The 21,344-nt window shown below is 30.8% G+C and carries 24 protein-coding genes; 15 read left to right on the top strand and 9 right to left on the bottom strand.

The features are described from left to right. Positions 1-30: 30 nt before the first annotated feature. From HW119_RS03640 to hemA, 3 genes are all read right to left on the bottom strand, one after another. On the bottom strand, positions 31-696 hold the full coding sequence (locus HW119_RS03640) for a uroporphyrinogen-III synthase (RefSeq protein ID WP_177761303.1): 666 nt from the start codon (positions 694-696) through the stop codon (positions 31-33). A gap of 93 nt (positions 697-789) precedes the next feature. Further along, positions 790-1,713, bottom strand: coding sequence for a hydroxymethylbilane synthase (gene hemC / locus HW119_RS03635; RefSeq protein WP_177761302.1), 924 nt, complete (start codon positions 1,711-1,713; stop codon positions 790-792). Next, a complete protein-coding gene (hemA, locus tag HW119_RS03630; RefSeq protein WP_177761301.1) occupies positions 1,706-2,965 on the bottom strand; it encodes a glutamyl-tRNA reductase in 1,260 nt (419 codons plus the stop codon). Before hemA ends, hemC begins: the two co-directional genes overlap by 8 nt. 230 nt (positions 2,966-3,195) lie before the next feature. On the opposite strand from hemA, the gene HW119_RS03625 reads away from it, so the two are divergent. The 5 genes from HW119_RS03625 (at position 3,196) to HW119_RS03605 (ending at position 7,972) form a co-directional block, all read left to right on the top strand. After that, positions 3,196-4,065: a helix-turn-helix domain-containing protein gene (locus HW119_RS03625; RefSeq protein ID WP_177761300.1), complete on the top strand. Its 870-nt coding sequence runs from the start codon at positions 3,196-3,198 to the stop codon at positions 4,063-4,065. An 82-nt stretch (positions 4,066-4,147) separates the two neighbouring features. Beyond that, positions 4,148-5,164 carry a ferrochelatase gene (hemH, locus tag HW119_RS03620; protein WP_177761299.1) on the top strand — a complete coding sequence of 339 codons (1,017 nt, stop codon included), beginning with the start codon at positions 4,148-4,150 and terminating at the stop codon, positions 5,162-5,164. 2 nt (positions 5,165-5,166) lie between these two features. Beyond that, entirely contained in the window at positions 5,167-5,709 is a 543-nt protein-coding gene (locus tag HW119_RS03615; RefSeq protein WP_177766515.1) for a CopD family protein, read from the top strand. Beyond that, complete coding sequence (locus tag HW119_RS03610; RefSeq protein ID WP_177761298.1) at positions 5,709-7,184, top strand: sensor histidine kinase; 1,476 nt, start codon at positions 5,709-5,711, stop codon at positions 7,182-7,184. The genes HW119_RS03615 and HW119_RS03610 overlap by 1 nt, the downstream gene beginning before the upstream one ends. Before the next feature lie 11 nt (positions 7,185-7,195). Further along, positions 7,196-7,972, top strand: coding sequence for an enoyl-CoA hydratase/isomerase family protein (locus tag HW119_RS03605; RefSeq protein ID WP_177761297.1), 777 nt, complete (start codon positions 7,196-7,198; stop codon positions 7,970-7,972). 131 nt (positions 7,973-8,103) lie between these two features. On the opposite strand, the gene pyk is transcribed toward HW119_RS03605, so the two are convergent. From pyk to HW119_RS03580, 5 genes are all read right to left on the bottom strand, one after another. Beyond that, entirely contained in the window at positions 8,104-9,534 is a 1,431-nt protein-coding gene (gene pyk, locus HW119_RS03600; protein WP_177761296.1) for a pyruvate kinase, read from the bottom strand. Between the two features lie 2 nt (positions 9,535-9,536). Continuing rightward, a complete protein-coding gene (locus tag HW119_RS03595; RefSeq protein ID WP_177761295.1) occupies positions 9,537-10,040 on the bottom strand; it encodes an IPExxxVDY family protein in 504 nt (167 codons plus the stop codon). A 73-nt stretch (positions 10,041-10,113) separates the two neighbouring features. Next, positions 10,114-10,860 carry a ribonuclease III gene (gene rnc, locus HW119_RS03590; RefSeq protein WP_177761294.1) on the bottom strand — a complete coding sequence of 249 codons (747 nt, stop codon included), beginning with the start codon at positions 10,858-10,860 and terminating at the stop codon, positions 10,114-10,116. Positions 10,861-10,876: 16 nt separating this feature from the next. Continuing rightward, positions 10,877-12,127, bottom strand: a complete 1,251-nt coding sequence (fabF, locus tag HW119_RS03585) for a beta-ketoacyl-ACP synthase II (protein ID WP_177761293.1) — start codon at positions 12,125-12,127, stop codon at positions 10,877-10,879. 184 nt (positions 12,128-12,311) lie between these two features. Continuing rightward, positions 12,312-12,548, bottom strand: a complete 237-nt coding sequence (locus tag HW119_RS03580) for an acyl carrier protein (protein WP_125017306.1) — start codon at positions 12,546-12,548, stop codon at positions 12,312-12,314. A 198-nt stretch (positions 12,549-12,746) separates the two neighbouring features. Here HW119_RS03580 and HW119_RS03575 point away from each other — a divergent pair, with 198 nt between their 5' ends. The 10 genes from HW119_RS03575 (at position 12,747) to HW119_RS03535 (ending at position 20,649) form a co-directional block, all read left to right on the top strand. Next, positions 12,747-13,313, top strand: a complete 567-nt coding sequence (locus tag HW119_RS03575; protein WP_177761292.1) for a phosphoribosylglycinamide formyltransferase — start codon at positions 12,747-12,749, stop codon at positions 13,311-13,313. Positions 13,314-13,471: 158 nt separating this feature from the next. Beyond that, positions 13,472-15,367 carry a sensor histidine kinase gene (locus HW119_RS03570; protein WP_177761291.1) on the top strand — a complete coding sequence of 632 codons (1,896 nt, stop codon included), beginning with the start codon at positions 13,472-13,474 and terminating at the stop codon, positions 15,365-15,367. Between the two features lie 2 nt (positions 15,368-15,369). After that, a complete protein-coding gene (locus HW119_RS16725) occupies positions 15,370-15,750 on the top strand; it encodes a LytR/AlgR family response regulator transcription factor (protein ID WP_255497979.1) in 381 nt (126 codons plus the stop codon). Then, positions 15,751-16,107 (top strand): LytR/AlgR family response regulator transcription factor, encoded by a 357-nt coding sequence (locus HW119_RS16720; protein ID WP_255497978.1) that lies wholly within the window; start codon positions 15,751-15,753, stop codon positions 16,105-16,107. It begins immediately after the preceding gene. 137 nt (positions 16,108-16,244) lie between these two features. Then, on the top strand, positions 16,245-16,718 hold the full coding sequence (locus HW119_RS03560; protein ID WP_177761290.1) for a hypothetical protein: 474 nt from the start codon (positions 16,245-16,247) through the stop codon (positions 16,716-16,718). Positions 16,719-16,728: 10 nt separating this feature from the next. Further along, entirely contained in the window at positions 16,729-17,331 is a 603-nt protein-coding gene (locus HW119_RS03555) for a hypothetical protein (protein WP_177761289.1), read from the top strand. A 2-nt stretch (positions 17,332-17,333) separates the two neighbouring features. Continuing rightward, the gene (locus HW119_RS03550; RefSeq protein WP_177761288.1) at positions 17,334-17,930 is read left to right on the top strand and encodes a hypothetical protein; all 597 of its coding nucleotides are present in this window, start codon (positions 17,334-17,336) and stop codon (positions 17,928-17,930) included. An 11-nt stretch (positions 17,931-17,941) separates the two neighbouring features. Further along, positions 17,942-19,522, top strand: coding sequence for a DUF3137 domain-containing protein (locus tag HW119_RS03545; RefSeq protein WP_177761287.1), 1,581 nt, complete (start codon positions 17,942-17,944; stop codon positions 19,520-19,522). A 6-nt stretch (positions 19,523-19,528) separates the two neighbouring features. Beyond that, a complete protein-coding gene (locus HW119_RS03540) occupies positions 19,529-20,092 on the top strand; it encodes a LemA family protein (RefSeq protein WP_177761286.1) in 564 nt (187 codons plus the stop codon). Between the two features lie 11 nt (positions 20,093-20,103). Further along, entirely contained in the window at positions 20,104-20,649 is a 546-nt protein-coding gene (locus tag HW119_RS03535) for a hypothetical protein (protein ID WP_177761285.1), read from the top strand. Positions 20,650-20,789: 140 nt separating this feature from the next. Here the strand turns inward: HW119_RS03535 and HW119_RS03530 are convergent, their stop codons facing one another. Further along, complete coding sequence (locus HW119_RS03530) at positions 20,790-21,299, bottom strand: hypothetical protein (RefSeq protein WP_177760571.1); 510 nt, start codon at positions 21,297-21,299, stop codon at positions 20,790-20,792. Positions 21,300-21,344: the final 45 nt, after the last annotated feature.

The raw sequence follows: 21,344 nt of genomic DNA, 5'->3' as shown, positions 1-21,344 counted from the left end.
TATTTGAAGCTAAGGTATATTAGCTAAAATCTATTTGTAATATTTTATACATTGTTCAATTACGTTTTCAACTGTTTGTTGATTAGCTATAACAATGTTTGTTGTGATTTCTGTAAGCGCTTCGGCAGTTGTGGTGCCAATGCAAAAACAGATTTGATTCTCGATGGTGTTTTGACTTAAGTAACTGATAACTCCGGATGGACTAAAAAATAAAATCGCATCGGTTGTTGTATTTACTTTCTCGTGATTTGGCGAGTTTTCATAAACCAAATATTCATCATATATAATGTTTGCTTCTTGCATGGCAATGGGCAAAACGTTACGTCTTAAATTTCCTGCAAAAAAACCAATATGATTTTTAATGTATTTGTTTTGAATAATAGGAGCGAGGTCGCTAGCATATTCTTCTGATTCTAAAACGATAAAACCATTATTTTCTAAAAGTTTTTTGGTTTTAGAACCCACACAAATGGCAGAGATTTTTTTTAATTCATTAATCTTTTCGTTTTCTAAAACACTATTTACGCCGTTTTGTGAAGTGAAAAGTAATAAATCAGGTTTGTTTTTTATTTGAAATGAAAGCGATTTAATTTTGATAAAATCCATTTCAAGTAACGAAAAATCTGCATTCAACAAAAGTTCTTTTTGATTGCTTTTTAGTTTTTTTGTCGATAAAACACAGATTTTGTTTTCCATTTTATTCGTTTCATTTGATGTCATTCCGAGGAATGAGGAATCTTTAAAGTAGATTCTTCACTTAATTTTATTTCGTTCAGAATGACAAATGAATTATTTCTTTAATTGCGCGCGTAACTCAGTCATTAATGCTGCACCTCCGTTTTCTAAAATTTCTTTTGCAGCGAAGAATCCTAATTTTTTCCATTCAATTAAAGGGACATTTTTTTCAACTTCGAATTTTTGTTTTCCGTCTAACGAATGCAATGTTCCTTTGAAAGACATGGTGTCGTCCGCTTCATTGTATTTTGCAATAGCTCCGATTGGTGCTGTACAACCTCCTTCTAATGTTCGTAAAAACTGACGTTCGATGTAAGTTGCAATTTCTGTTTCTAAATGATTTAGTTGTCCAACGGCATCTAAAACATATTCGTCATCTTGCATGGCAACCACTAACATCGCGCCTTGAGCAGGAGCAGGAACCATCCAATCTAAATCGATAAATTCAGTTGGTTTTAATTTGATTCTCTCTAATCCAGCGGCTGCAAATATGGCCCCGTTCCAATTGTTGTCTTTTAATTTTTGCATACGCGTGTTTACATTTCCACGTAAATCTTCAACAATATGTGTTGGATATTTATTAAGCCATTGGGCTTTTCTTCTTAAACTTCCAGAAGCAATGGTTCCGTTTGCGTTTAAAAAATCTAGATTTCCTTTATGAACTAATATATCTAAAGTATTGGCTCTTTCTAAAACAGCTGCTTGAACAATTCCTTGCGGTAAAGCCGTCGGAACATCTTTCATTGAATGTACGGCAATATCAACTTTGCCATTAATCATTGCAATATCAAGTGTTTTTGTGAAAATGCCTGTAATTCCTAATTCGTATAAAGGTTTATCTAAAATAACATCACCATCAGATTTTACTGCAATAATTTCAGTTTTATACCCTAAGTCGTTTAATTTTTTTTGTACAGTATGCGCTTGCCAAAGAGCTAATTCGCTATCGCGTGTACCGATTCGTATTACTTTACTCATTTTTAGCAGTTTCTAATTGGAACACTTTTTCAATCCATTCAATACTATCTTCAATTTCTGTTTCTTCACTTTTCAGGTGATTTGCAAAATGAGTGGTAATTTTTTGAATGATTCTACTACTTATTATGTCAGCTTGTTCTTCGTTGAAATCTGCAATTTTCTTTTTCTGATAATTCAGTTCATTTGCTTTGATTTCTTCAAGCTTTGCTTTTAATGCGTGAATGGTTGGTGCGAATTTTCTTGCTTGTGTCCAAGTAATAAATTCATCTTTTATTTCTTCGATGATATCCATTGCTTGCGGTACGTATTGTTTACGTTTTTCAAGTGTATCATCTGTCATTTGAGATAATTGGTCAAGGTGAATTAATTCGACACCTTCTAATTCTAAAACATTATCGTTTACATTTTTCGGAATCGATAAATCTAAAATTAAAAGAGGTTTCTTTAAATTCAAAATCTCTTTGTCGATCGTTGGGTTTTGAGCTCCAGTTGCAACAATTAAAACATCGGCTTTTTGAATCTCTGCTTGTAAATCTGCATAATCTTTTACAATTAGATTAAACTTACCAGCAATTTTTTGAGCTTTATCTTTGGTTCTATTAATTAAAGTAATTTGATTGTTTTTAGTATGTTTTACTAAATTCTCACATGTATTACGACCAATTTTTCCAGTTCCGAAAAGTAAGATGTTTTTCTCACTGATATTTTCAACATGATTCATGATATATTGAACCGATGCAAACGAAACTGAAGTTGCGCCTGTGCTGATTTCAGTTTCATTTTTAATACGTTTACTCGCCTGAATAACCGCATTGACTAATCTTTCGAAGTAATTTGTTGTTAAACCTTTTTCTCTTGCATCAACAAATCCTGTTTTGACTTGACTGATGATTTCAAAATCACCTAGTATTTGGCTATCCATTCCGGTTCCAACTTTGAAAAGATGTGAAATCGCCTCGTTATTTTTGTGAACATAAGCAACACGTTGAAAATCTTCAACGGTTCCGTTACTATATTTACATAATAAGCTTATTAATTGAAAAGGATGTTCCGCAAAACCGTAAAGTTCGGTTCTGTTGCAAGTAGAAATAGCAATCATAGATTCAATGCCATCGCATTTAGCTTGGTCAAGTAATTCAGATTTTGCTTGTTCCGTTAAGCTAAATTTTCCTCTTATTTCAGCATCGGCCTTTTTGTAATTTAATCCAACTACATAAAAATGCGTATGCTTCATTTTGTTGTTTTCTTCCATTCTTACTAATCCTAATAAAAAGTATACAAAGTTAAGATAACTAAATGTATAAAAACAACGCTATAAGGACTAATTTTATCGGTTGTTGATTTTATCTTTTTTTAGCGTTAGTTTTCATCTAAAATACCTATTTTTGTACTGTTTATGTATTTTTACAACGATATAATTTAGATTGGTTCTAAATAAATATTCTCTATGTTAGGATTTGTTAAATCTATAAAAACAACGCTATGAGTTCAAATGAAAAAATTATTATAGAAGATGATTTTGTTTGCCTTAGATTTAAGAATGATGCTGTTAACGAAATAGTTGTTGAGAAGGAACAACCAAACGGAATTATGCAATTTCATTTTTGTTTGAAAGGCAATGCAACTTTTTATTTTAACAAAGGTGCTTATGAGATGAAGTTGCCGGAAGAGAAAGGATTAATACTATATAATCCGCAACGTTCTTTACCTTATCATATTAAAGTGGATAAAAATTCATGGGTTATTTCTGTTTTGATTTCTGTAAAGAAGTTCCATTCGTTGTTTTCTACCGAGGCCGAATTTATTCCATTTTTGAATAACGAAAATCGAGATAAAAAACATTATGCCGAAGTTCAGATTTCACCTTCTATTGCCATTGTATTAAATCAGATTATGAATTTTCATCTAAATCCGATGGTTCAAAAAATTTATTACAAAGCTAAAGTTTATGAATTGTTGAGTTTGCTTTTTAATACTAACGAAAATGAAGATGGTGAAAATTGTCCGTTTAGAGCAGATGAAGACAATGTAATCCGAATCAAACAAGCCAAAGATATTTTAATTCGAAATATGGTTGAACCGCCAACTTTACAAGAATTAGCAGACGAAGTTGGTTTGAATCTAAAAAAGCTAAAACAAGGTTTTAAGCAGATTTATGGTGAAACGGTTTATGGATTTTTGTTTGATTATAAAATGGATTATGCACGTAAACTTCTCGATAGCGGAAACTACAATGTAAACGAAGTGGGTATAAAAGTAGGATACAGTACAGCGAGTCATTTTATTGCTGCATTTAAAAAGAAATACAGCACAACTCCAAAAAAATATTTGATGTCGATTAATATGAATTAATTCGATTTTACCATAGATAAAAATTATTAAATTTAAATTTTAAATAGAGCAAAGCGTAATACCTTTGTAGAAAATAAAAAAGATGAAGGGAGTTTTATTAGTAAATCTTGGTTCACCAGATAGTCCAGAGCCTAAAGATGTAAAGCCATATTTAGACGAATTTTTAATGGATAAATATGTAATTGACGTTCCGTTTTTATTACGTGCTTTTTTAGTAAGAGGAATCATTTTACGCAAAAGACCAGAAGAATCTGCGCATGCTTATAAAAAGATATGGACAGATGAAGGTTCGCCTTTAATTGTACTTTCAGAAAGAATGCACAAAAAAGTAAAACCTTTAGTAGATATTCCGGTTGCTTTAGCTATGCGTTACGGAAGTATGACAATTGAAAAAGGTTTGAAAGAATTGCATGACCAAGGAGTTACAGACGTTTTGTTAATGCCCTTGTATCCGCAATATGCCATGGCTTCGACTTTAACTATCGAAGTTTTAGCAGAGAAAATTCGTAAGAAAAGTTTCCCAAATATGAAACTAACTAATTTTCCTGCGTTTTACAATAAAACAGGGTTTATTAAAGTTTTGTCAGAATCTATTAAAAAACATTTAGAAGGTTTTGATTACGACAAATTGGTGTTTTCTTATCACGGTATTCCAGAACGACACATTCGTAAAACCGATGTAACAAAATCGCACTGTAAAATCGATGGTTCTTGTTGTGCTACGGCTTCAGAAGCGCATGCTTTTTGCTACCGCCATCAATGTTATGAAACCACTCGTTTGGTTACTGAGTATTTACAGATTCCAAAAGATAAATATACATTAACCTTTCAATCGCGCTTGGCTGGAGACAAATGGTTAGAGCCATATACCGATGTTGAAATTGATAACATGCCAGCAAAAGGAATTAAGAAAATTGCCGTGGTAACACCAGCTTTTGTTACTGATTGTTTGGAAACTTTAGAAGAAATTGCGATGCGTGCCGATGAAGATTTCAAAGAAAATGGGGGAGAAGAATTTTTAGCAATCCCTTGTTTAAATGACGATGATGCTTGGTGTGAAGTTGTTGCCGATTGGATTAAAGATTGGGTTAAAAAATAACAATTATGTATTTATACTTAAAAGCTTTACATATCATATTTGTAGTATGTTGGTTTGCCGGACTTTTTTATATTGTTCGGCTTTTTGTGTATTATGCCGAAGCGCAAGCTAAAGAGCAGTTAGAACGTTCTATTTTAACTAAACAATTAGCTTTGATGGCCAATCGTTTGTGGTTTATCATCACTTGGCCGGCTGCTGTTTTAGCAACCATTTTTGGAATTTGGATGTTAATTGAAAATCCAATTTTATTGCAACAACCTTGGATGCATGTAAAACTTTTATTTGTGGTTTTACTTTGGATATATCATTTCAAATGCCACCAATTTGTAAAACAAGTTGAGAATGATACATTAAAAAAATCAAATTCATTTTTTAGAATTTGGAACGAAGGAGCTACAATAATCCTTTTTTCTGTGGTTTTTTTAGTAATTTTAAAAAACGCTTTCAATTGGATATTTGGTGTTGTCGGAATTATTGTTTTTTCAATGTTGTTAATGATGGGATATAAATTTTATAAACGAATAAGAGAGCGTAATAATAATTAATGACGAAAGGTTTTAGCATACAAAATTCATCATTACGTTTTAGAATTTTCATTTCTATGATTTTTCTAACGCTTGTTTCGTCTGTGTTAATCGGAATTGTCGCTGTTTATCAATTTAAAGAAGAAGCAAAAGATTACCATCAAGACCGTTTATTGCGTAAAGAAAATTCGATTAACGAACATGTGAAATTTGTACTTGATAATACTTCATATCCGTTGACGACGGAAAATCTTCCCTTGATTTTTAAAGAGAAGATTCATGAATTATCCACCATTCACAGTACGCAAATTAATATTCATGATTTAGATGGTAATTTAATTGTTTCATCAAAAGGAAATTTTAAAGTAGATGGAAATAATCAAGCTAAAATTTCTGATATTATTTTAAAAATTATTCGTTCATCTCCCCAAAAACGATTTGTTGATTTACGCTTGTTAAACGGTTATCGATTTCGTTCGGCTTATAATTATATCGAAGATAATCAGTTTAAGCCTTTGGGAATAATAAATCTTCCGTATAAAGAAGAGACTGAATTTTATGATGCAGAAATGCAAAATTTCTTAATTCGTTTTGGACAAATTTTTGCTTTTGTTTTTTTGATAGCAATAGTATTGGCTTATTTCTTATCGAGTTACATCACTAAAAATATTCAATTGATTAGTGAAAAAATTCAACGAACTCAATTGTATAAAAAGAATGAACGAATTAGTATTGCATACGCTTCTCAAGAAATTCTGACGTTGATAAACGCTTACAATACGATGGTTGACCAGTTAGAAGAAAGTGCTAAAAAACTAGCACAAAGCGAACGTGAACATGCTTGGCGCGAAATGGCAAAACAAGTCGCGCATGAAATCAAAAATCCGTTAACGCCCATGAGATTAACGGTGCAAAGTTTTGAACGCAGATTTAATCCCGAGGATCCAAACATTCGCGAAAAACTTAAGGATTATTCCAACACTTTAATTCAACAAATTGATACAATGACTTCGGTTGCATCGGCTTTTTCAAACTTTGCTTCAATGCCTGCGCAAGAAAACGAAACTTTGAATATTGTTGAAACCGTTCAGCTAGCTCTCGATATTTTTAATGAAGATTATATTACTTTTGAATCTACAGAAGAAGAAATAATTACTACTTTTGATAGAACTCAAATTATTCGAATTATTAATAATTTGGTTAAAAATGCCATTCAAGCCATTCCAGAATACGAACCTTTTCCTTCGGTTCAGGTAAAAATTTATCGCAAAGGAGCTAGTTATGTTTGTATCGAGGTTAAAGATAATGGAAGTGGTATTCCGACTGAAATTCGAGAACGCGTTTTTGAACCGCAGTTCACAACCAAATCAAGCGGTATGGGATTGGGATTGGCAATGATTAAAAATATGGTTGAATCTTATGGAGGAACCATTCATTTTGAAACGGTTGTTGATAAAGGAACAACCTTTTATGTAAAATTACCTATAACTAACTAAATATATAAAACATGAATTTCGAAAATATTATAATCGAAAAAGAAAATGCAATCAGTACGATTACAATTAATAGACCGACAAAATTAAATGCTTTAAACAAAGCTACGATTGAAGAATTGCACCAAGCTTTTAAATCTTTAAATGAAGATAAAGAAACGCGTGTAATCATTATCACTGGAAGCGGTGAAAAAGCTTTTGTTGCTGGAGCTGATATTTCTGAGTTCGCTAGTTTTTCTACTTCAGAAGGTGCACAATTAGCAGCCAAAGGACACGAATTGTTGTTTGATTTTGTTCAGAATATGAAAAAACCAGTTATTGCTGCTGTAAACGGTTTTGCCTTAGGTGGCGGATTAGAATTGGCAATGGCATCGCATTTCCGTGTGGCTTCAGATAATGCTAAGATGGGATTGCCAGAAGTTACTTTAGGAGTTATTCCTGGTTATGGCGGAACACAACGTTTACCTCAATTAGTTGGTAAAGGTCGTGCGATGGAAATGATTATGACTGCACAAATGATTGATGCGCAAACGGCTTTAAATTATGGTTTGGTGAATCATGTAGTAACTCAAGAAGAATTGTTAACTTTTACTATAGGAATTGCATCTAAAATAGCTAAGAATTCTCCAAATGCTATTAAAGAAGCGATTGTTGCGGTTAACGATAACTTTAAAGATGGTGTAAATGGTTTTGAAACTGAAATTAAAAACTTCGGAGCTTGTTTCGGAACTGCTGATTTCATTGAAGGAACAACGGCTTTCCTTGAAAAAAGAAAAGCTGAGTTTAAATAAGATTTGATATTGAATTATCTATTCTATTTCATTAGATAAAATAGTTTGTTTTCATTAATTTGAAATTAAACAGTAGGAAACAAAAAACCTCAAAACTTGCGTTTTGAGGTTTTTACTTTGTATAAAATTTGTTATGCAATTTCAGAAACACGAATGGTATTTACCATTCCTTTTTCGATAATTGGCATCGAAGCTAAACTGATTGTAAAATCGCCAGATTTCACATAATTATGTTCTTTGGCAATATCGTTAATATCTTCAACGGTTACATCGGTACTATCGTATTTGTCGTACCAAAATGCCGTAACGCCCCAAAGTAAACTTAATCGAGTTAACATGTTTTTGTTTGAAGTAAAAGCTAAAATGTGTGCTTTTGGTCTCCATGCAGAAATTTGAAATGCAGTATAACCTGAATTTGTTAATGTATTAATTGTTTTAGCTTCAATATCATTTGCTAAAATTGCAGCATGTAAACAAATCGCTTTGGTTAAAAAACGGTTTGTTTTAATTTTAGGGTCGGTAACATGAAGTTTGATTAAGTCCGAATCCTCAACGCTAAAAATAATTTGAGTCATTTTTTCAATTACTTCTACAGGGTAATTTCCTACAGAAGTTTCGCCAGATAACATCACGGCGTCAGCTCCATCCATAACTGAGTTTGCTACGTCGTTAACTTCTGCACGTGTTGGAGTTAAACTGGTGATCATTGTTTCCATCATTTGTGTTGCAATAATAACAGGAATACGTGCTGTTTTGGCTTTGATAACTAAATTTTTTTGAATTAAAGGAACTTCTTGGGCTGGAATTTCAACTCCAAGATCACCACGTGCAACCATTAATCCATCGCAATTAGAAATAATTTTATCGATATTTTCAACGGCTTCTGGTTTTTCAATTTTAGCGATAACCGGAATTTTGTGTTCAGAATGTTCTCTGATGATTTTATGCAAATCTTCTAAATCTTCAGGTGTTCTTACGAATGAAAGTGCAATCCAATCTACATCTAAACCAATTGCAAAAATCGCATCTTTGATGTCTTTTTCTGTTAATGCTGGTAAAGAAACTTTTGTGTTTGGTAGATTAACTCCTTTTTTAGATTTTAAAGCACCACCCTGAATTACTTTGGTTTTAACTTCTGTTTTTCGGTCAGTTTCGATGACTTCGAACATCAATTTTCCATCGTCAAGTAAAATGGTTTCACCAGGATTTACATCTTCTGGAAATTTTTTGTAATTCATGTAAACACGATTTGCATCGCCAAGAAACTCTTGTTCTGTTGAAAACGTAATTTCATCGTTTGGTTTAAGAACAACATCTTCTTTCATTACGCCTACACGTAATTTTGGACCTTGCAGATCGGCTAAAATTGCTGTGTTATATTTGTGAGTTTCGTTTAATTCACGAATTATGTTTACTTTTTCTTCAATATCAGCATAATCTGCATGAGAAAAATTGATTCTAAAAACATTAACTCCAGCTTCAATCATTTTTTGAATAGTTTCTTTAGTGCTGCAAGCAGGTCCTAAAGTTGCTACAATTTTTGTTTTTTTTCTTAGTAACATATTTAAAATATTAAATTGTTTATTGATTTTATTTGTTCTGTATCTGCTAAATATACAGTTGATATATGTTTGAGATTACTTAGTCTTGAAACGAATAAATCGATGTCGTAATAATCATCAATTTCATCAATTTTTAATAAATAATCGAATTTGTTTAATTCGGGAATTAAATGTATTTGTGAACTAAATTTATGGTTGATTTCGGTAAATAACGAATCTTTTTGAGATGTGTTGTTTTGAATAAACGATTTGTTTTGAACTAAACTCCAAATTAAATCATTTCGAGAATCTTCAAATACATAATGACTGAAACTTCCGGTTCCAGTATCATTTGTGAATTCGATTTCTACGGGTTCTTTTATAAAATGCATATTGAGCATTTTGTTTAATGTGAAGGCAACCTTGTAATCTTCGAGATGTGTTTGTATGGCAATAAGTTTGAATTCCTCAAACGAGAATTCGTCCCAACTTAGTTTTACAATATTTTTTGTTTTTTGAATTGCCATTATAAATTACTCTTTTACAAAATTACTATAAATAAGTAAGTTTAATTGTAAAAAAGTAATAAAAAACAATTACTTAATATTTTGGTTTGAAGTTTTCTTGTAGTGCAAAATAAGCACGTTGCGCGGCTTTTTCTTCGGCTTTTTTCTTTGATGTAGCTCTGGCTTTAGCTATTACAATATTATTGAAGTACAAACGTACAGCGAAGTATTTGATGTTTTCGCATCCGTCATCTTCGTATGAATCGAACTTAAAGGTTTTTTTTTCTTTTTGACAATATTCAATGAATAAACTTTTGTAGCTAGTGATTTTACCTTCTAATTTTTCAATATCTTCAAGTTTGCTTAATATGTTTTTCTTGATGAAATCTTCGCAAAAAACAAATCCTTTGTCAAGATAAATTGCTCCTATTAAGGCTTCAAGTATATTTCCGTAAATGTTTTCTCCAAATTGATTTTTTTGGATTTTACTTTGTAGTAGATCGATTAAATTAAGTTCTTTACCTAATTGATTTAAGTTGTCTCTGCTAACTATTTTTGAACGCATTTTAGTTAAATAACCTTCGTCGCCTTTAGGTGAAATATGATAAAGATGTGAAGCGATGACGCTTCCTAAAATAGCATCGCCTAGAAATTCTAATCGTTCGTAATTAATTTGCTGGCCATTTGTATCAGTTTTGTTTGAAGAACGATGTGTAAAAGCGTGTTCGTAAAAGCTGATGTTGTTTGGAGTAAACTTTAAAAGTGAAGTAAGTTTGTTGGAAAAAATCCCGTCTACATGAGGACGGGATTCTTTTTTAAATATTTTGAATAAGAAATTCATTTAAGAAAAATCTTACTTAGTCAATTTTTTTAACTAATACACATGCGTTATGACCGCCAAAACCAAATGTGTTGCTCATAACAACTTTCATGTCGCGTTTTTGTGCTACATTAAAAGTTAGATTAAGTTTGTTGTCAATTTCTTCGTCATCAGTGAAGTGATTGATTGTCGGAGGAACAATTCCGTGTTTAATCGAAAGGATACAAGAAATTGCTTCAATAGCACCAGTAGCACCAAGTAGGTGGCCGGTCATTGATTTTGTTGAATTGATATTTAAGTTGTAAGCATGCTCTCCAAAAACTTGTTTGATTGCCTTTGTTTCAGCAATATCACCAAGAGGTGTTGAAGTTCCGTGTAAGTTAATGCCATCAACATCTTCTGGTTTTAATCCAGCGTCGCGTAAACAATTAATCATAACATTCTTAGCTCCTAATCCTTCTGGGTGAGGTGCGGTAATGTGATGTGCATCTGCAGACATTCCGCCACCGCCAATTTCACAATAGATTTTAGCGCCACGTGCAATCGCGTGCTCGTATTCTTCAAGAATTAAAGTTCCAGAACCTTCACCTAAAACAAATCCATCACGATCTTTGTCCATTGGTCTAGAAGCTGTTTTTGGATCATCATTTCTAGTAGAAAGTGCATGCATAGCATTAAATCCACCCATACCTGCGATTGTAACTGCGGCTTCAGAGCCACCTGTAATGATTACGTCGGCTTGTCCTAAACGAATGTAGTTAAAAGCATCAATAATTGCATTTGTTGATGATGCACATGCAGAAACAGTTGTGAAGTTTGGACCTCTAAAACCGTATTTCATTGAAATGTGACCTCCTGCAATATCTGCAATCATTTTAGGGATGAAGAAAGGATTGAATTTAGGGGTTCCGTTCCCTTCGTTGAAGTTTGTAACTTCATCTTGGAAAGTTTGTAAACCGCCGATTCCTGATCCCCAAATAACTCCTGCGCGATCTAAATCTAATTTTTCTAAGTCAAAGTTAGCATCAGCCATTGCTTCCATAGTACTAACCATGGCATATTGCGCATAGCGATCCATTTTTCGGGCTTCTTTTCTATCGATAAAATCCTCAACATTGAAGTTTTTAACTTCACAGGCAAATTGTGTTTTAAAGTTAGAAGCGTCAAAATAAGTGATTGGTGCAGCTCCACTAACTCCATTTATTAATCCATTCCAAAACTCTTGAATGTTATTTCCTATTGGTGTAAGTGCGCCTAAACCTGTAACAACTACTCGCTTTAAGTTCATATAATAATTTTTATTATCGTTTGTATATTAAAAAAGTAAACCCAGCGTTTCAAAAAAATTAGAAACATTGGGCTGCTATTTTCATTGGATTGTTACCAATCTTTGTTTTCTTTCTTTTAATTAAAGCTTATGCTTTTTTTAAATAATAACACTCACGTGCTTTCGCACGTGAGTAATGCTGTTATTATTTCTTAGCTTCTTCGATGTAAGAGATAGCTTGACCAACTGTAGCAATGTTTTCTGCTTGATCGTCTGGGATTTGAATATCAAATTCTTTTTCAAATTCCATGATAAGCTCAACAGTGTCTAATGAATCAGCTCCTAAATCATTAGTGAAGCTTGCTTCAACTACAACCTCGTTTTCGTCAACACCTAATTTGTCAACGATAATCGCTTTTACTCTTGATGCAATGTCTGACATAATCTTTTAATTTTAAGTTTAATTTACGGCGGTAAAGGTATAAAACCTAATTTAATTACCGCACAAAAAATGATTTTTGTAACTGCGAAATTAAAAAAATAATTAATACTTACCAGAGTTTTTTATCGTTTTGTCGTTTATTATTCTTTTTTTTGCAGTCACAATTGACTCTTTTTATAACACAATTTTTTTTAACGAATGAAAAACATCGTTTTATTTGCCTCTGGTTCAGGCTCTAATGTAGAAAATATAATTGGATATTTCAAAAAATATGAAACTAAATTTAACTTTTTTATTTTTACGAACAACCCAAACGCTTATGTTATAGAAAGAGCAAAAAAAATGGATGTTCCTTGTTTTATTGTTTCTAAAAATGAAATTAAAGAAAGCGGTTTCTTAAATAAAATCGAAGAAATTAAACCAGATTTAATTGTTTTAGCTGGTTTTTTATTGATGTTTCCTGCTTCAATTATAGAAAAATATCCAAACAAAGTCATTAATATTCATCCAGCTTTACTACCAAAATACGGTGGAAAAGGAATGTATGGGATGCACGTACATGAAGCTGTTGTTGCAAATAAAGAATCAGAAACTGGAATAACCATTCATTATGTAAATGAAAAATATGATGAAGGTGCCATTATATTTCAGGCTAAAACTTCAATTGATTCTCATTTTTCTGCGAATGATGTTGCAAATGCCATTCATAAATTAGAACACGAACATTTTCCTAAAGTAATCGAAAACCTTTTAAATATTGATTAAAACCTTTTTTAAAATATAAAATAAGCAAGTTTCTTTACTAAAAAGCGTCGGTGTTATTTTTAAATGACATTGACGCTTTTTTTATATATTTTAGTTAAATTTTATTTTTGTGTTTGATAAAGTATTAATATATTGTTTTTTGATTAAAATTTGTTTTTATGATTAACAAGCTGTTTTATGGTTTTCTTTTTTTCTTTTGTTTTTTAGCTTTGATAAGCTGTGAAGAAAGACAAAACGAAAATTCGAGTAGTTATTCAAAATTACGTACGGAAGATTTTTATTTAAAAAAGATTGTTTCGTTAGATACGATGTCAAATGATACCAAAATTAATGTTTTGGATACTCTTTTGTTGGATTTCAATTCGGATGAAAATTATAAAAAAACAAATATTTATTTTCTGCTAAAAGCAATTGAATCTAGATATGCTTTGAAGCAAGATAGCATTGAAATTTATTTGGATTCGATTAAACCATCAGAAAATGTAGATATAAATGTTAGAAAATTTAGTGAAGAATCTAAGTTTAAAACTGAGAATTTAGGAATTATATCTTTTGAACTTGTTGAGGAAATTTTGAAAGCAATTAATTATGCTGAAGTTAATAACAGCATTTTTACCTATTATTTATATGACGATTTGGCCAAAATATATTTTAATAATGATGATTTTGAAAAATCTATAAAATATACCAATCTGTATTTTGAGAATCATCCGTTAAAGTCTAATCTTTTTGTACAACAGCGTTATTTTGATATTCGTTTTTTCTTGGCACAGCATACTTACAATTCTGATGATATGAAAACCTATCTAGAAAAAGCAAAAAAATTAGCTTTGCAAATAAACGATAGTATTGCAATTGCGCGAACATTTGATTATGAATCTCAATATTACAATCATGTTGGTGATCACGTAAATGCAATCAAAAGTAGTCACAAAAGCTTTAATTTTTTTAAGAGAAATGGATTACTTAAATACCATCATTTTCATAATTTGTCGACAAGTTATATGAATGCAAATCAAATTGATTCAGCAATTTTTTATCTAAATAAAGGTTATGATTTTGTAAAAGAAAATAAATTAGCTACAGATCTAAGTGTTTATTACCGCAATTTAAAATTACTTTATAGAGAAAAAGGTGATTTAAAGAAAGCTTTAGATGCACAAGATTCTTTATATAAAATTACAGAAGAAAATCATCTTAAAATCCAAAATCAAAAAATATCGGAACTCGAAACTCAATTTGAGACAGAAAAAAAAGATGCCGAAATTCAAGTGCTTCAAGAAACGAATCAATTAAATAAAGATTTAATTATCCAACAAAGATGGTTGTTGTTAGCTGGGATTTTGATAATGTTATCAATTTTGTTTTTTATCTATAACACATATAGCAAGAAATTATTAAAAGAGAAAAATGAAAAATTAGAAATTGAAAAAAAACGTTATCTCATCGAACAAAAAGCCCGTCAATCTCAATTAAATCCTCATTTTATTTATAATGCGATTGCAAACATGCAAGGTTTAATAATTGCAGATAAAAAATCGGAAGCTAATGTTTATTTAGTTGCACTTTCCAAGCATATTCGCAACATGTTAGAATTAAATAGATTGGAATATGTTACTCTGGATGAAAAAATCAATGCAATTGAAAACTATGTGAAATTACAACAATTGCGATATGAAGATGTTTTTGATTATAAAATAAATGTTCATGTTCATTCAGATGATTTGCTGATTCCGCCGATGATTGTGCAACCTTTTATTGAAAATTCAATAGAACATGGTTTTAAAAATATCAATTATAAAGGTTATTTAGAAATTGATATCGAAGAACAAGAAAATCAACTTTATATAAAGATTGTTGATAATGGTTCTGGAAAAGGAATTCAATCGCCAATGGGTAAAAAATCGCTTTCTAGAATCATCACGCAAGAACGTTTGGATTTGATTTATAATACAAATGGTAAAAAAAATGCTTATTTTGTAGCTAAACCATTAGATGAAAATGGTGCGCGCGGTTATATTGTAGAAATATTTTTACCTTTAATAAGAAGCTAATTATGAAAGTATATATTCTTGAAGATGAAATAAATATATTGAGATACATCATCTCGTTAGTCGAAAATATTCCGTATTTACAGATTGTCGGATATTCTGCTGAAGTTGCGAAAGCTAAAAAAGAACTTCCCGAATTAAATCCCGATTTGATTTTGGCTGATATTCAATTGCGAGACGGTTCTAGTTTTCAAATTTTTGAAGATTTAGATATCGATACGCAAATTATTTTTGTAACTGCCTATGATCAATTTGCGATTGATGCTCTAAATTTAGGAGCTTTCGGATATTTATTAAAGCCGATAGATCCAACTACTTTTAATCAAACTTTAGATAAATGTTATCGAAAACAAGAACAATTCAGATTCGATAAAAATCAATTTTAATTGTCAGATAATCATTTAAAAGATAGTGAACCCATTTCTAGAATTGCTTTGAAAAGTTTTGATTATACACAAATTGTCCAAATTGCAGATATTGTTTATTGTCAGAGCGATAAAGGTTACACCACTTTTTATTTTAAAGATGGAAATAAAATTATGGTTTCTAAAGTTTTAAAAGAATACGAAGGTTTGCTTCCGAGTTCTATGTTTTTAAGATGTCATCAATCTTATTTGGTGAATGTAAACTACATAACTAAATTTTACCGCGACGGAAATTTAGAACTATCTACCAAACAACTAGTCCCTGTTTCTGATCGCAAAAAAGAAATTGTTTTGGATTACATAAATAATATGAATTAAATCTACTTTTCTCTATTTCAGATATTCTTTTAATTGGGTCGAATATTTATTTGAATCAATCGAATATTTGTTTGACAAATTTTGTAATTCTAGTAAGCTTACTTTTGATTCATAATTAACACGTAATCAAAAAAGAAATGGGAATACTAGACAACAAAATCACTACAAATTATGTTGATGGAATAATTGACATAGAAGCCGTTCATAAAATATTAGAAGAAAAAATCGGTAATAAATACAAAGTAAAATTTGTTAAAAAAGGAAATCTTGCAAAACAATTTCTTGGAGCTCAAAATTATGATCAAATACATATCATAAAAAATGCTTATCACAGAACTTATATTTCACTAAATCATTTAAACAAACAACTTGGGATTGAAAAAGACGAAACTCATTTTCAATTTAACACCGAAGATTGTGCTGCTTGGATGAGTTTCTTGAATCGTAATTTTGGATTGGTTGGAGCAGGAATTATCCGATTGATTTACGGAAGCGGAAAACCTTTTAATAACGATATTCTTGAAGCTTTAAAAGCTAGTTATGAAGTGAAATCTCGCGAAGAAAATTACGGAATATCTAAACTTTGGAAGAAAGATGAACCAGCTAGCTAAAAAAGTAGATATGAAAAAACTATTTTCAATAGCATTTTTATTTGTCGCTTTTGCAACCATGATTTCATGTGATTCAATTCAGCCAAATAAGATAAGCGAAATGGCAGGTCTTGAACAAGTAGAAAGTATTCTTTCTACACCTGAATATATCGATTTAGATTATTTGAAAGTAGAGATAAGTTCTGAAGATCAACTAAATGAAAATTTTGAGTTTCTAAATGTTGATTATTTTGACAAAAAAGTCGAAAAAGTAATTGAACAATTTTATGGTGGAGGTTATGCTGGTTTTTCAGATCCGAAAGCAAAAAAGATTCAACCAAAAAAATACGAAACTTTTAAAGTTAGCGAAATTGATTTTTCTTTTATTAATCAAAAAACGAATGAAGGTAAACAAATGGTTGCTGATAAATATTCGTCAGAATATGAAGATTTTACCCTTTCTGTCATTCGTGTTAAGAAAGAAAACGGAAAATTAAAAACTACTTTTGATGTTAACATGGTCACAATCGGCGGTGGTGGTGGCTCAAGACAAGGACAAATGGTTACTACGGTTTACTACTCAATAAGCTGTACGATAGAAGATGACGGAAGTATTACTCTTAAAGAATCATAAAAATGAAAAAGATAAATTTTTTAGTGCTTTTTACGTTGGTTTTACTTGCTTCAGCTTGTGGTGGCGGAAGTTCAACGAGTCAGATGACATTAAATTCTCCAGACGGAATAGTTGCGATTCAAAATCTAATCAAAGACAAGTTTTCTAAATATGATGGTAAAATAACTGCTGTAAATATTACATGTGACCAATCTTATATTCCTGAAACAATCAGTGTTGATTATAAAGATGGTGATAAAATTAAATCTGCCATCTATACAGAATATACCGATGTTGTTGAATCTGAAAATGGAACTCCAGCTAATGTAAATGCGTTTTCTGTGAGCGATATAGATTTAACGAAACTGACAGATAATCTAATAAAGGCAAGCGAAAAGGTTCTTGAAAAAGATAAAGAATTTTCTGATTTTGGAATCGAAAATTTGACTTTCAAAAAGAACGACAAAGGTGAACTTGAAACGTTATATTATTTACATGCCAATCACCCAGGTAAACCATATTTTGGAAAAAGAGTTTCTGCAGCACATACATTTTTTGAATTTATTGTTGTCATGGACAAAGATGGTAATGTAGTTTCTATTTCAGATTTAGAAATTTAAAAAAATGAAAGATGAATCTACAAGAAGCAAAATATCTAATCACAAGAGAATCTGAACGTGAGAAAAGAATTACCATTCGGAATGTTATAGCTGTTGCGATACTTATTTCAATTGTTATTGCTTTGGTTCTTAAATATGCGATGCCACAACTAAAAAGTTATATTGATGGAATTTCGACGGATGCAGATTTAAATAGTAATAATTTTGGTAATTATTACAAAATCATTATTCCAATTGCCATAATTGCTTCGCTTTATTATCCTGTAAAAAATCTTATTGATGTAAAAAATAGAAGAAAGAAAATCGAAAAAGTTTTCGACTTATTAAGCGAAGGTAATGAATGTGAAATTTATGCCAATCATACTCAATACTTAACAGTAATTCCGATTTTTAAAATAAAACTAAAATTGAATCCGGTTCATTATATGGAGATTGCAATAAATGGTAAAAATTATTCTTTACCAGTTGTTGAAAAATATCTTCCGGATGTAATCAGAGTATTTAGTAATGCAAATCTTGAATATTTTCAAAAAATAATTTCTGAATTATATGGAAATGCTGAGATAAAAGAAGATTACAAAACAGATTTAAAACCGTTGACTGAGTTTCAAACTTTTACTCAAAAAGAGTTTGCTGCAGAAATCGCACAAATGGAAAAAGGTAGAAGTAAAAGTAAGAATATGCTTTATCTACAAACCATTTTAGCATTCGTTTTTGTTGGTGTAGTTATCTGGTTTAGCAATCGAAAAGGAGGTTCTTTATTTACAAATTCAAATCAAGTATTTATTCTAATAGGAGCTTTTGTACTTATTACTTCAATGATTGGTTTTGGATTCATGATGTATCATAAAAAAACTGCTTCTGGTGGAGCAAGTTTTACAAACTTCAAAAAATCCATTTTTTCAAGATTAATTGTTTATGTAAATCCGAAGTTTCATTATATCGAAAAAGCTTATGTTGGTTTACCTGAAATCATGCATTCTAATCTTTTTGATGAAAAGGATTATAGTATTACAGGAGGAGATCAAATTATCGGACATTATAATGGTGTGGCTTTTCAATCATGTAATTTGATTCTTTCTTACAGAAGAAATTTTACAAACGAAAAAACTCCAGATGATTATGTTTTTGGCGGAAGTTATTTTGTAGCTCGTTTTCCTAAGAAGTTTAAAGGTTGCATACGAATTCATCCTAAAAAAGGTTTCTTTGGTTCTTTGAAAGGTAATGATATTTCTTCTTACATAAATAAAACAGGAGAAGTGGTTAGATTAGAAGACCCAGAATTTCAAAAACAATTTGAAGTTTATGCAGATGATCAAATTTTGGTAAGATATATTCTTACACCTGTATTTATGGAAAGGTTGAAAGAAATCAATACTAGAAATAAAGGTGAGGTTTATATCGCAATTAACGAAAGCAATATTGTTATTGCAACCAATCGAATCAATGCCATAGCAACTGGAAGTACACCTTATGATATGTTGAGTGTAAAAATAAACATGAAATTGTTAGATGATATTTATACTGAATTGATTGAGCAATTGACAGTTATTGATACTCTGAAGTTGAATCATGAAATTTGGAAAAATTAATTTACAATGACAACAACACATTATATCATAATCGGTTTTAGCATGCTAATTTTATTGTACATCATCAGTATGTACAATAAATTATCGACTAAGAAAAATCAAATTCAAAATGCGATTTCGTCTTTAGATGCGTTGTTTATTCAAAGAGCAGATTTAATTCCGAATTTAATTGTAACGGTCAAACAATATGTGACTTTCGAAAAAGAAACTTTAGAGAAAATTACCGAATTACGAAGACCCGCTGCGCCAACAAAGAATGAAAATCCGTATGTGCAACAAGAAGAAGGTAGTTCGACATTAAAACAAATAATGATTCAAGTTGAGGATTATCCCGAGCTAAAATCAAATCAGCAATTCAATCAATTGCAACAAGCATTTAAAGAATGCGAAGAACAAATTGCTGCCGGACGACGTTTTTTGAGCGCTTCGATAACCGATTATAACGATAGTATTGTTGTTTTTCCGTCTAATGTAATCGCAGGTGTTTTCGGATTTAAAAAATATGAGTGGCAATACGCAACAGAATTGCAAAGAACTGCTCCGAACGCAAATGATTTATTCAATAACTAAATAAACAAAATATGAAAAAAGAATATCCAGTTAACCTTTACGGTTATTATCAAGATGATAAAGCAAACTTTGAATCAAGGTCAAATAAATCTAAAAAAGTAATTTACGGAATTTTATTAGCATTGTTTGTCTTTTTAATGATAATGCCAAGTGTAATTCCTGTTTCGAGTATTTTAATTAGAGTTGTAGCTGGTATCGGAATTTTGATTTGTGGATTGTTGTTTTTTTATGGAGGTTCTGATTTTTATAATAAGCAAAGTGGCGGAAAAATTGAAAGTATTGCAATTAAAAAATTTGATTGTAACGCTACAAGCGAATTAGAATTAGCAAGCATGTTTGCAACTAACAATTTCGCAGGTTTGGCAAAAGCCTTCGATGCCGACAATCAACCTGTTCAGCTTTATGTTCATGAAGACGCAGTTGGTAAAGTGTTTTATCTTCAATTGATGAAATATTATTCACAATCAGATTTTAGCGGAATGAGCGAAGTAAAAGTAATTTCAGAACCGCAATATTCTGAAGTTTATAGAGATATTAAAAATATCAAATCAACTTAAAATTGATTTTAAAATAAAGTACAACAAATCTCACCTGTTTACTCAATCAAAAAAAACGTTGTGGGAAAGATGTTATGAAAAAGAAAAAATTTGTTGTATGTTTAGGTCAGGTTCAGTTAATTGAATCTGGCCTTTTTTTGTTAAAACGAACTTCCCGTTTGAATAACTTCAAAAAAATTATCTGCGTTTTTATTACGCTGAATCACACGTTCAGCACCTTTCATAATCAGCCAAAGTTTTAAAATATCTTGTATTTGTGCGTTTCCTTCCTCAATTGTGATTTTATTTCCGTTGCAAGCAATTTTTAATTCAAATTTTGCATCGGTTGTTTTTGCAAGTTTCATTTTAGAAAAAACCGGTTTGCTCAAAATGTACGTTTCGTCATAAATCGTGATTTCGTTTTTGTTGTATTTCCCGATGATTTGTTCGTAATCTGTATCTATTTCGTAAATGATGCCATCTTCAAACCAATAAAAATCATTTACAATTTTTTGTTTTTCTAAGTCAATTTCACAAATACTTAAATCTTTATAATAAACTTCTAAAATATTATCAGATGCAATATCGTATTCAAAAACGCTTCCGTTCAAATATTGCGCGCTCATATTTTGAATAATGAATAAAAAGGCTAGAATAAGAAGTTGTTTCATTTCAGAAATCTGTTTTCGATTTATATGGATAAGTGAAATTAATAA

The sequence above is a fragment of the Flavobacterium sp. I3-2 genome (genome assembly GCF_013389595.1).
Classification (GTDB): domain Bacteria; phylum Bacteroidota; class Bacteroidia; order Flavobacteriales; family Flavobacteriaceae; genus Flavobacterium.
Note: the sequence above shows the minus strand (reverse complement) of the source record. Positions and strands in the feature narration are given on the sequence as shown.

Excerpts from the sequence above, each read along its gene's own strand:
- HW119_RS16725 (WP_255497979.1), top strand. The coding sequence starts at position 15,370 with ATGAAAGTATATATTCTTGAAGATGAAATAAATATATTGAGATACATC.
- HW119_RS03530 (WP_177760571.1), bottom strand. The coding sequence starts at position 21,299 with ATGAAACAACTTCTTATTCTAGCCTTTTTATTCATTATTCAAAATATG.
- HW119_RS03545 (WP_177761287.1), top strand. The coding sequence starts at position 17,942 with ATGAATCTACAAGAAGCAAAATATCTAATCACAAGAGAATCTGAACGT.
- HW119_RS03580 (WP_125017306.1), bottom strand. The coding sequence starts at position 12,548 with ATGTCAGACATTGCATCAAGAGTAAAAGCGATTATCGTTGACAAATTA.
- hemA (WP_177761301.1), bottom strand. The coding sequence starts at position 2,965 with ATGGAAGAAAACAACAAAATGAAGCATACGCATTTTTATGTAGTTGGA.
- HW119_RS03575 (WP_177761292.1), top strand. The coding sequence starts at position 12,747 with ATGAAAAACATCGTTTTATTTGCCTCTGGTTCAGGCTCTAATGTAGAA.
- HW119_RS03640 (WP_177761303.1), bottom strand. The coding sequence starts at position 696 with ATGGAAAACAAAATCTGTGTTTTATCGACAAAAAAACTAAAAAGCAAT.
- fabF (WP_177761293.1), bottom strand. The coding sequence starts at position 12,127 with ATGAACTTAAAGCGAGTAGTTGTTACAGGTTTAGGCGCACTTACACCA.
- hemC (WP_177761302.1), bottom strand. The coding sequence starts at position 1,713 with ATGAGTAAAGTAATACGAATCGGTACACGCGATAGCGAATTAGCTCTT.
- HW119_RS03625 (WP_177761300.1), top strand. The coding sequence starts at position 3,196 with ATGAGTTCAAATGAAAAAATTATTATAGAAGATGATTTTGTTTGCCTT.
- HW119_RS03595 (WP_177761295.1), bottom strand. The coding sequence starts at position 10,040 with ATGGCAATTCAAAAAACAAAAAATATTGTAAAACTAAGTTGGGACGAA.
- HW119_RS03610 (WP_177761298.1), top strand. The coding sequence starts at position 5,709 with ATGACGAAAGGTTTTAGCATACAAAATTCATCATTACGTTTTAGAATT.
- HW119_RS03560 (WP_177761290.1), top strand. The coding sequence starts at position 16,245 with ATGGGAATACTAGACAACAAAATCACTACAAATTATGTTGATGGAATA.
- HW119_RS03535 (WP_177761285.1), top strand. The coding sequence starts at position 20,104 with ATGAAAAAAGAATATCCAGTTAACCTTTACGGTTATTATCAAGATGAT.
- HW119_RS03540 (WP_177761286.1), top strand. The coding sequence starts at position 19,529 with ATGACAACAACACATTATATCATAATCGGTTTTAGCATGCTAATTTTA.
- HW119_RS03570 (WP_177761291.1), top strand. The coding sequence starts at position 13,472 with ATGATTAACAAGCTGTTTTATGGTTTTCTTTTTTTCTTTTGTTTTTTA.
- pyk (WP_177761296.1), bottom strand. The coding sequence starts at position 9,534 with ATGTTACTAAGAAAAAAAACAAAAATTGTAGCAACTTTAGGACCTGCT.
- HW119_RS03550 (WP_177761288.1), top strand. The coding sequence starts at position 17,334 with ATGAAAAAGATAAATTTTTTAGTGCTTTTTACGTTGGTTTTACTTGCT.
- hemH (WP_177761299.1), top strand. The coding sequence starts at position 4,148 with ATGAAGGGAGTTTTATTAGTAAATCTTGGTTCACCAGATAGTCCAGAG.
- HW119_RS03605 (WP_177761297.1), top strand. The coding sequence starts at position 7,196 with ATGAATTTCGAAAATATTATAATCGAAAAAGAAAATGCAATCAGTACG.
- rnc (WP_177761294.1), bottom strand. The coding sequence starts at position 10,860 with ATGAATTTCTTATTCAAAATATTTAAAAAAGAATCCCGTCCTCATGTA.
- HW119_RS03555 (WP_177761289.1), top strand. The coding sequence starts at position 16,729 with ATGAAAAAACTATTTTCAATAGCATTTTTATTTGTCGCTTTTGCAACC.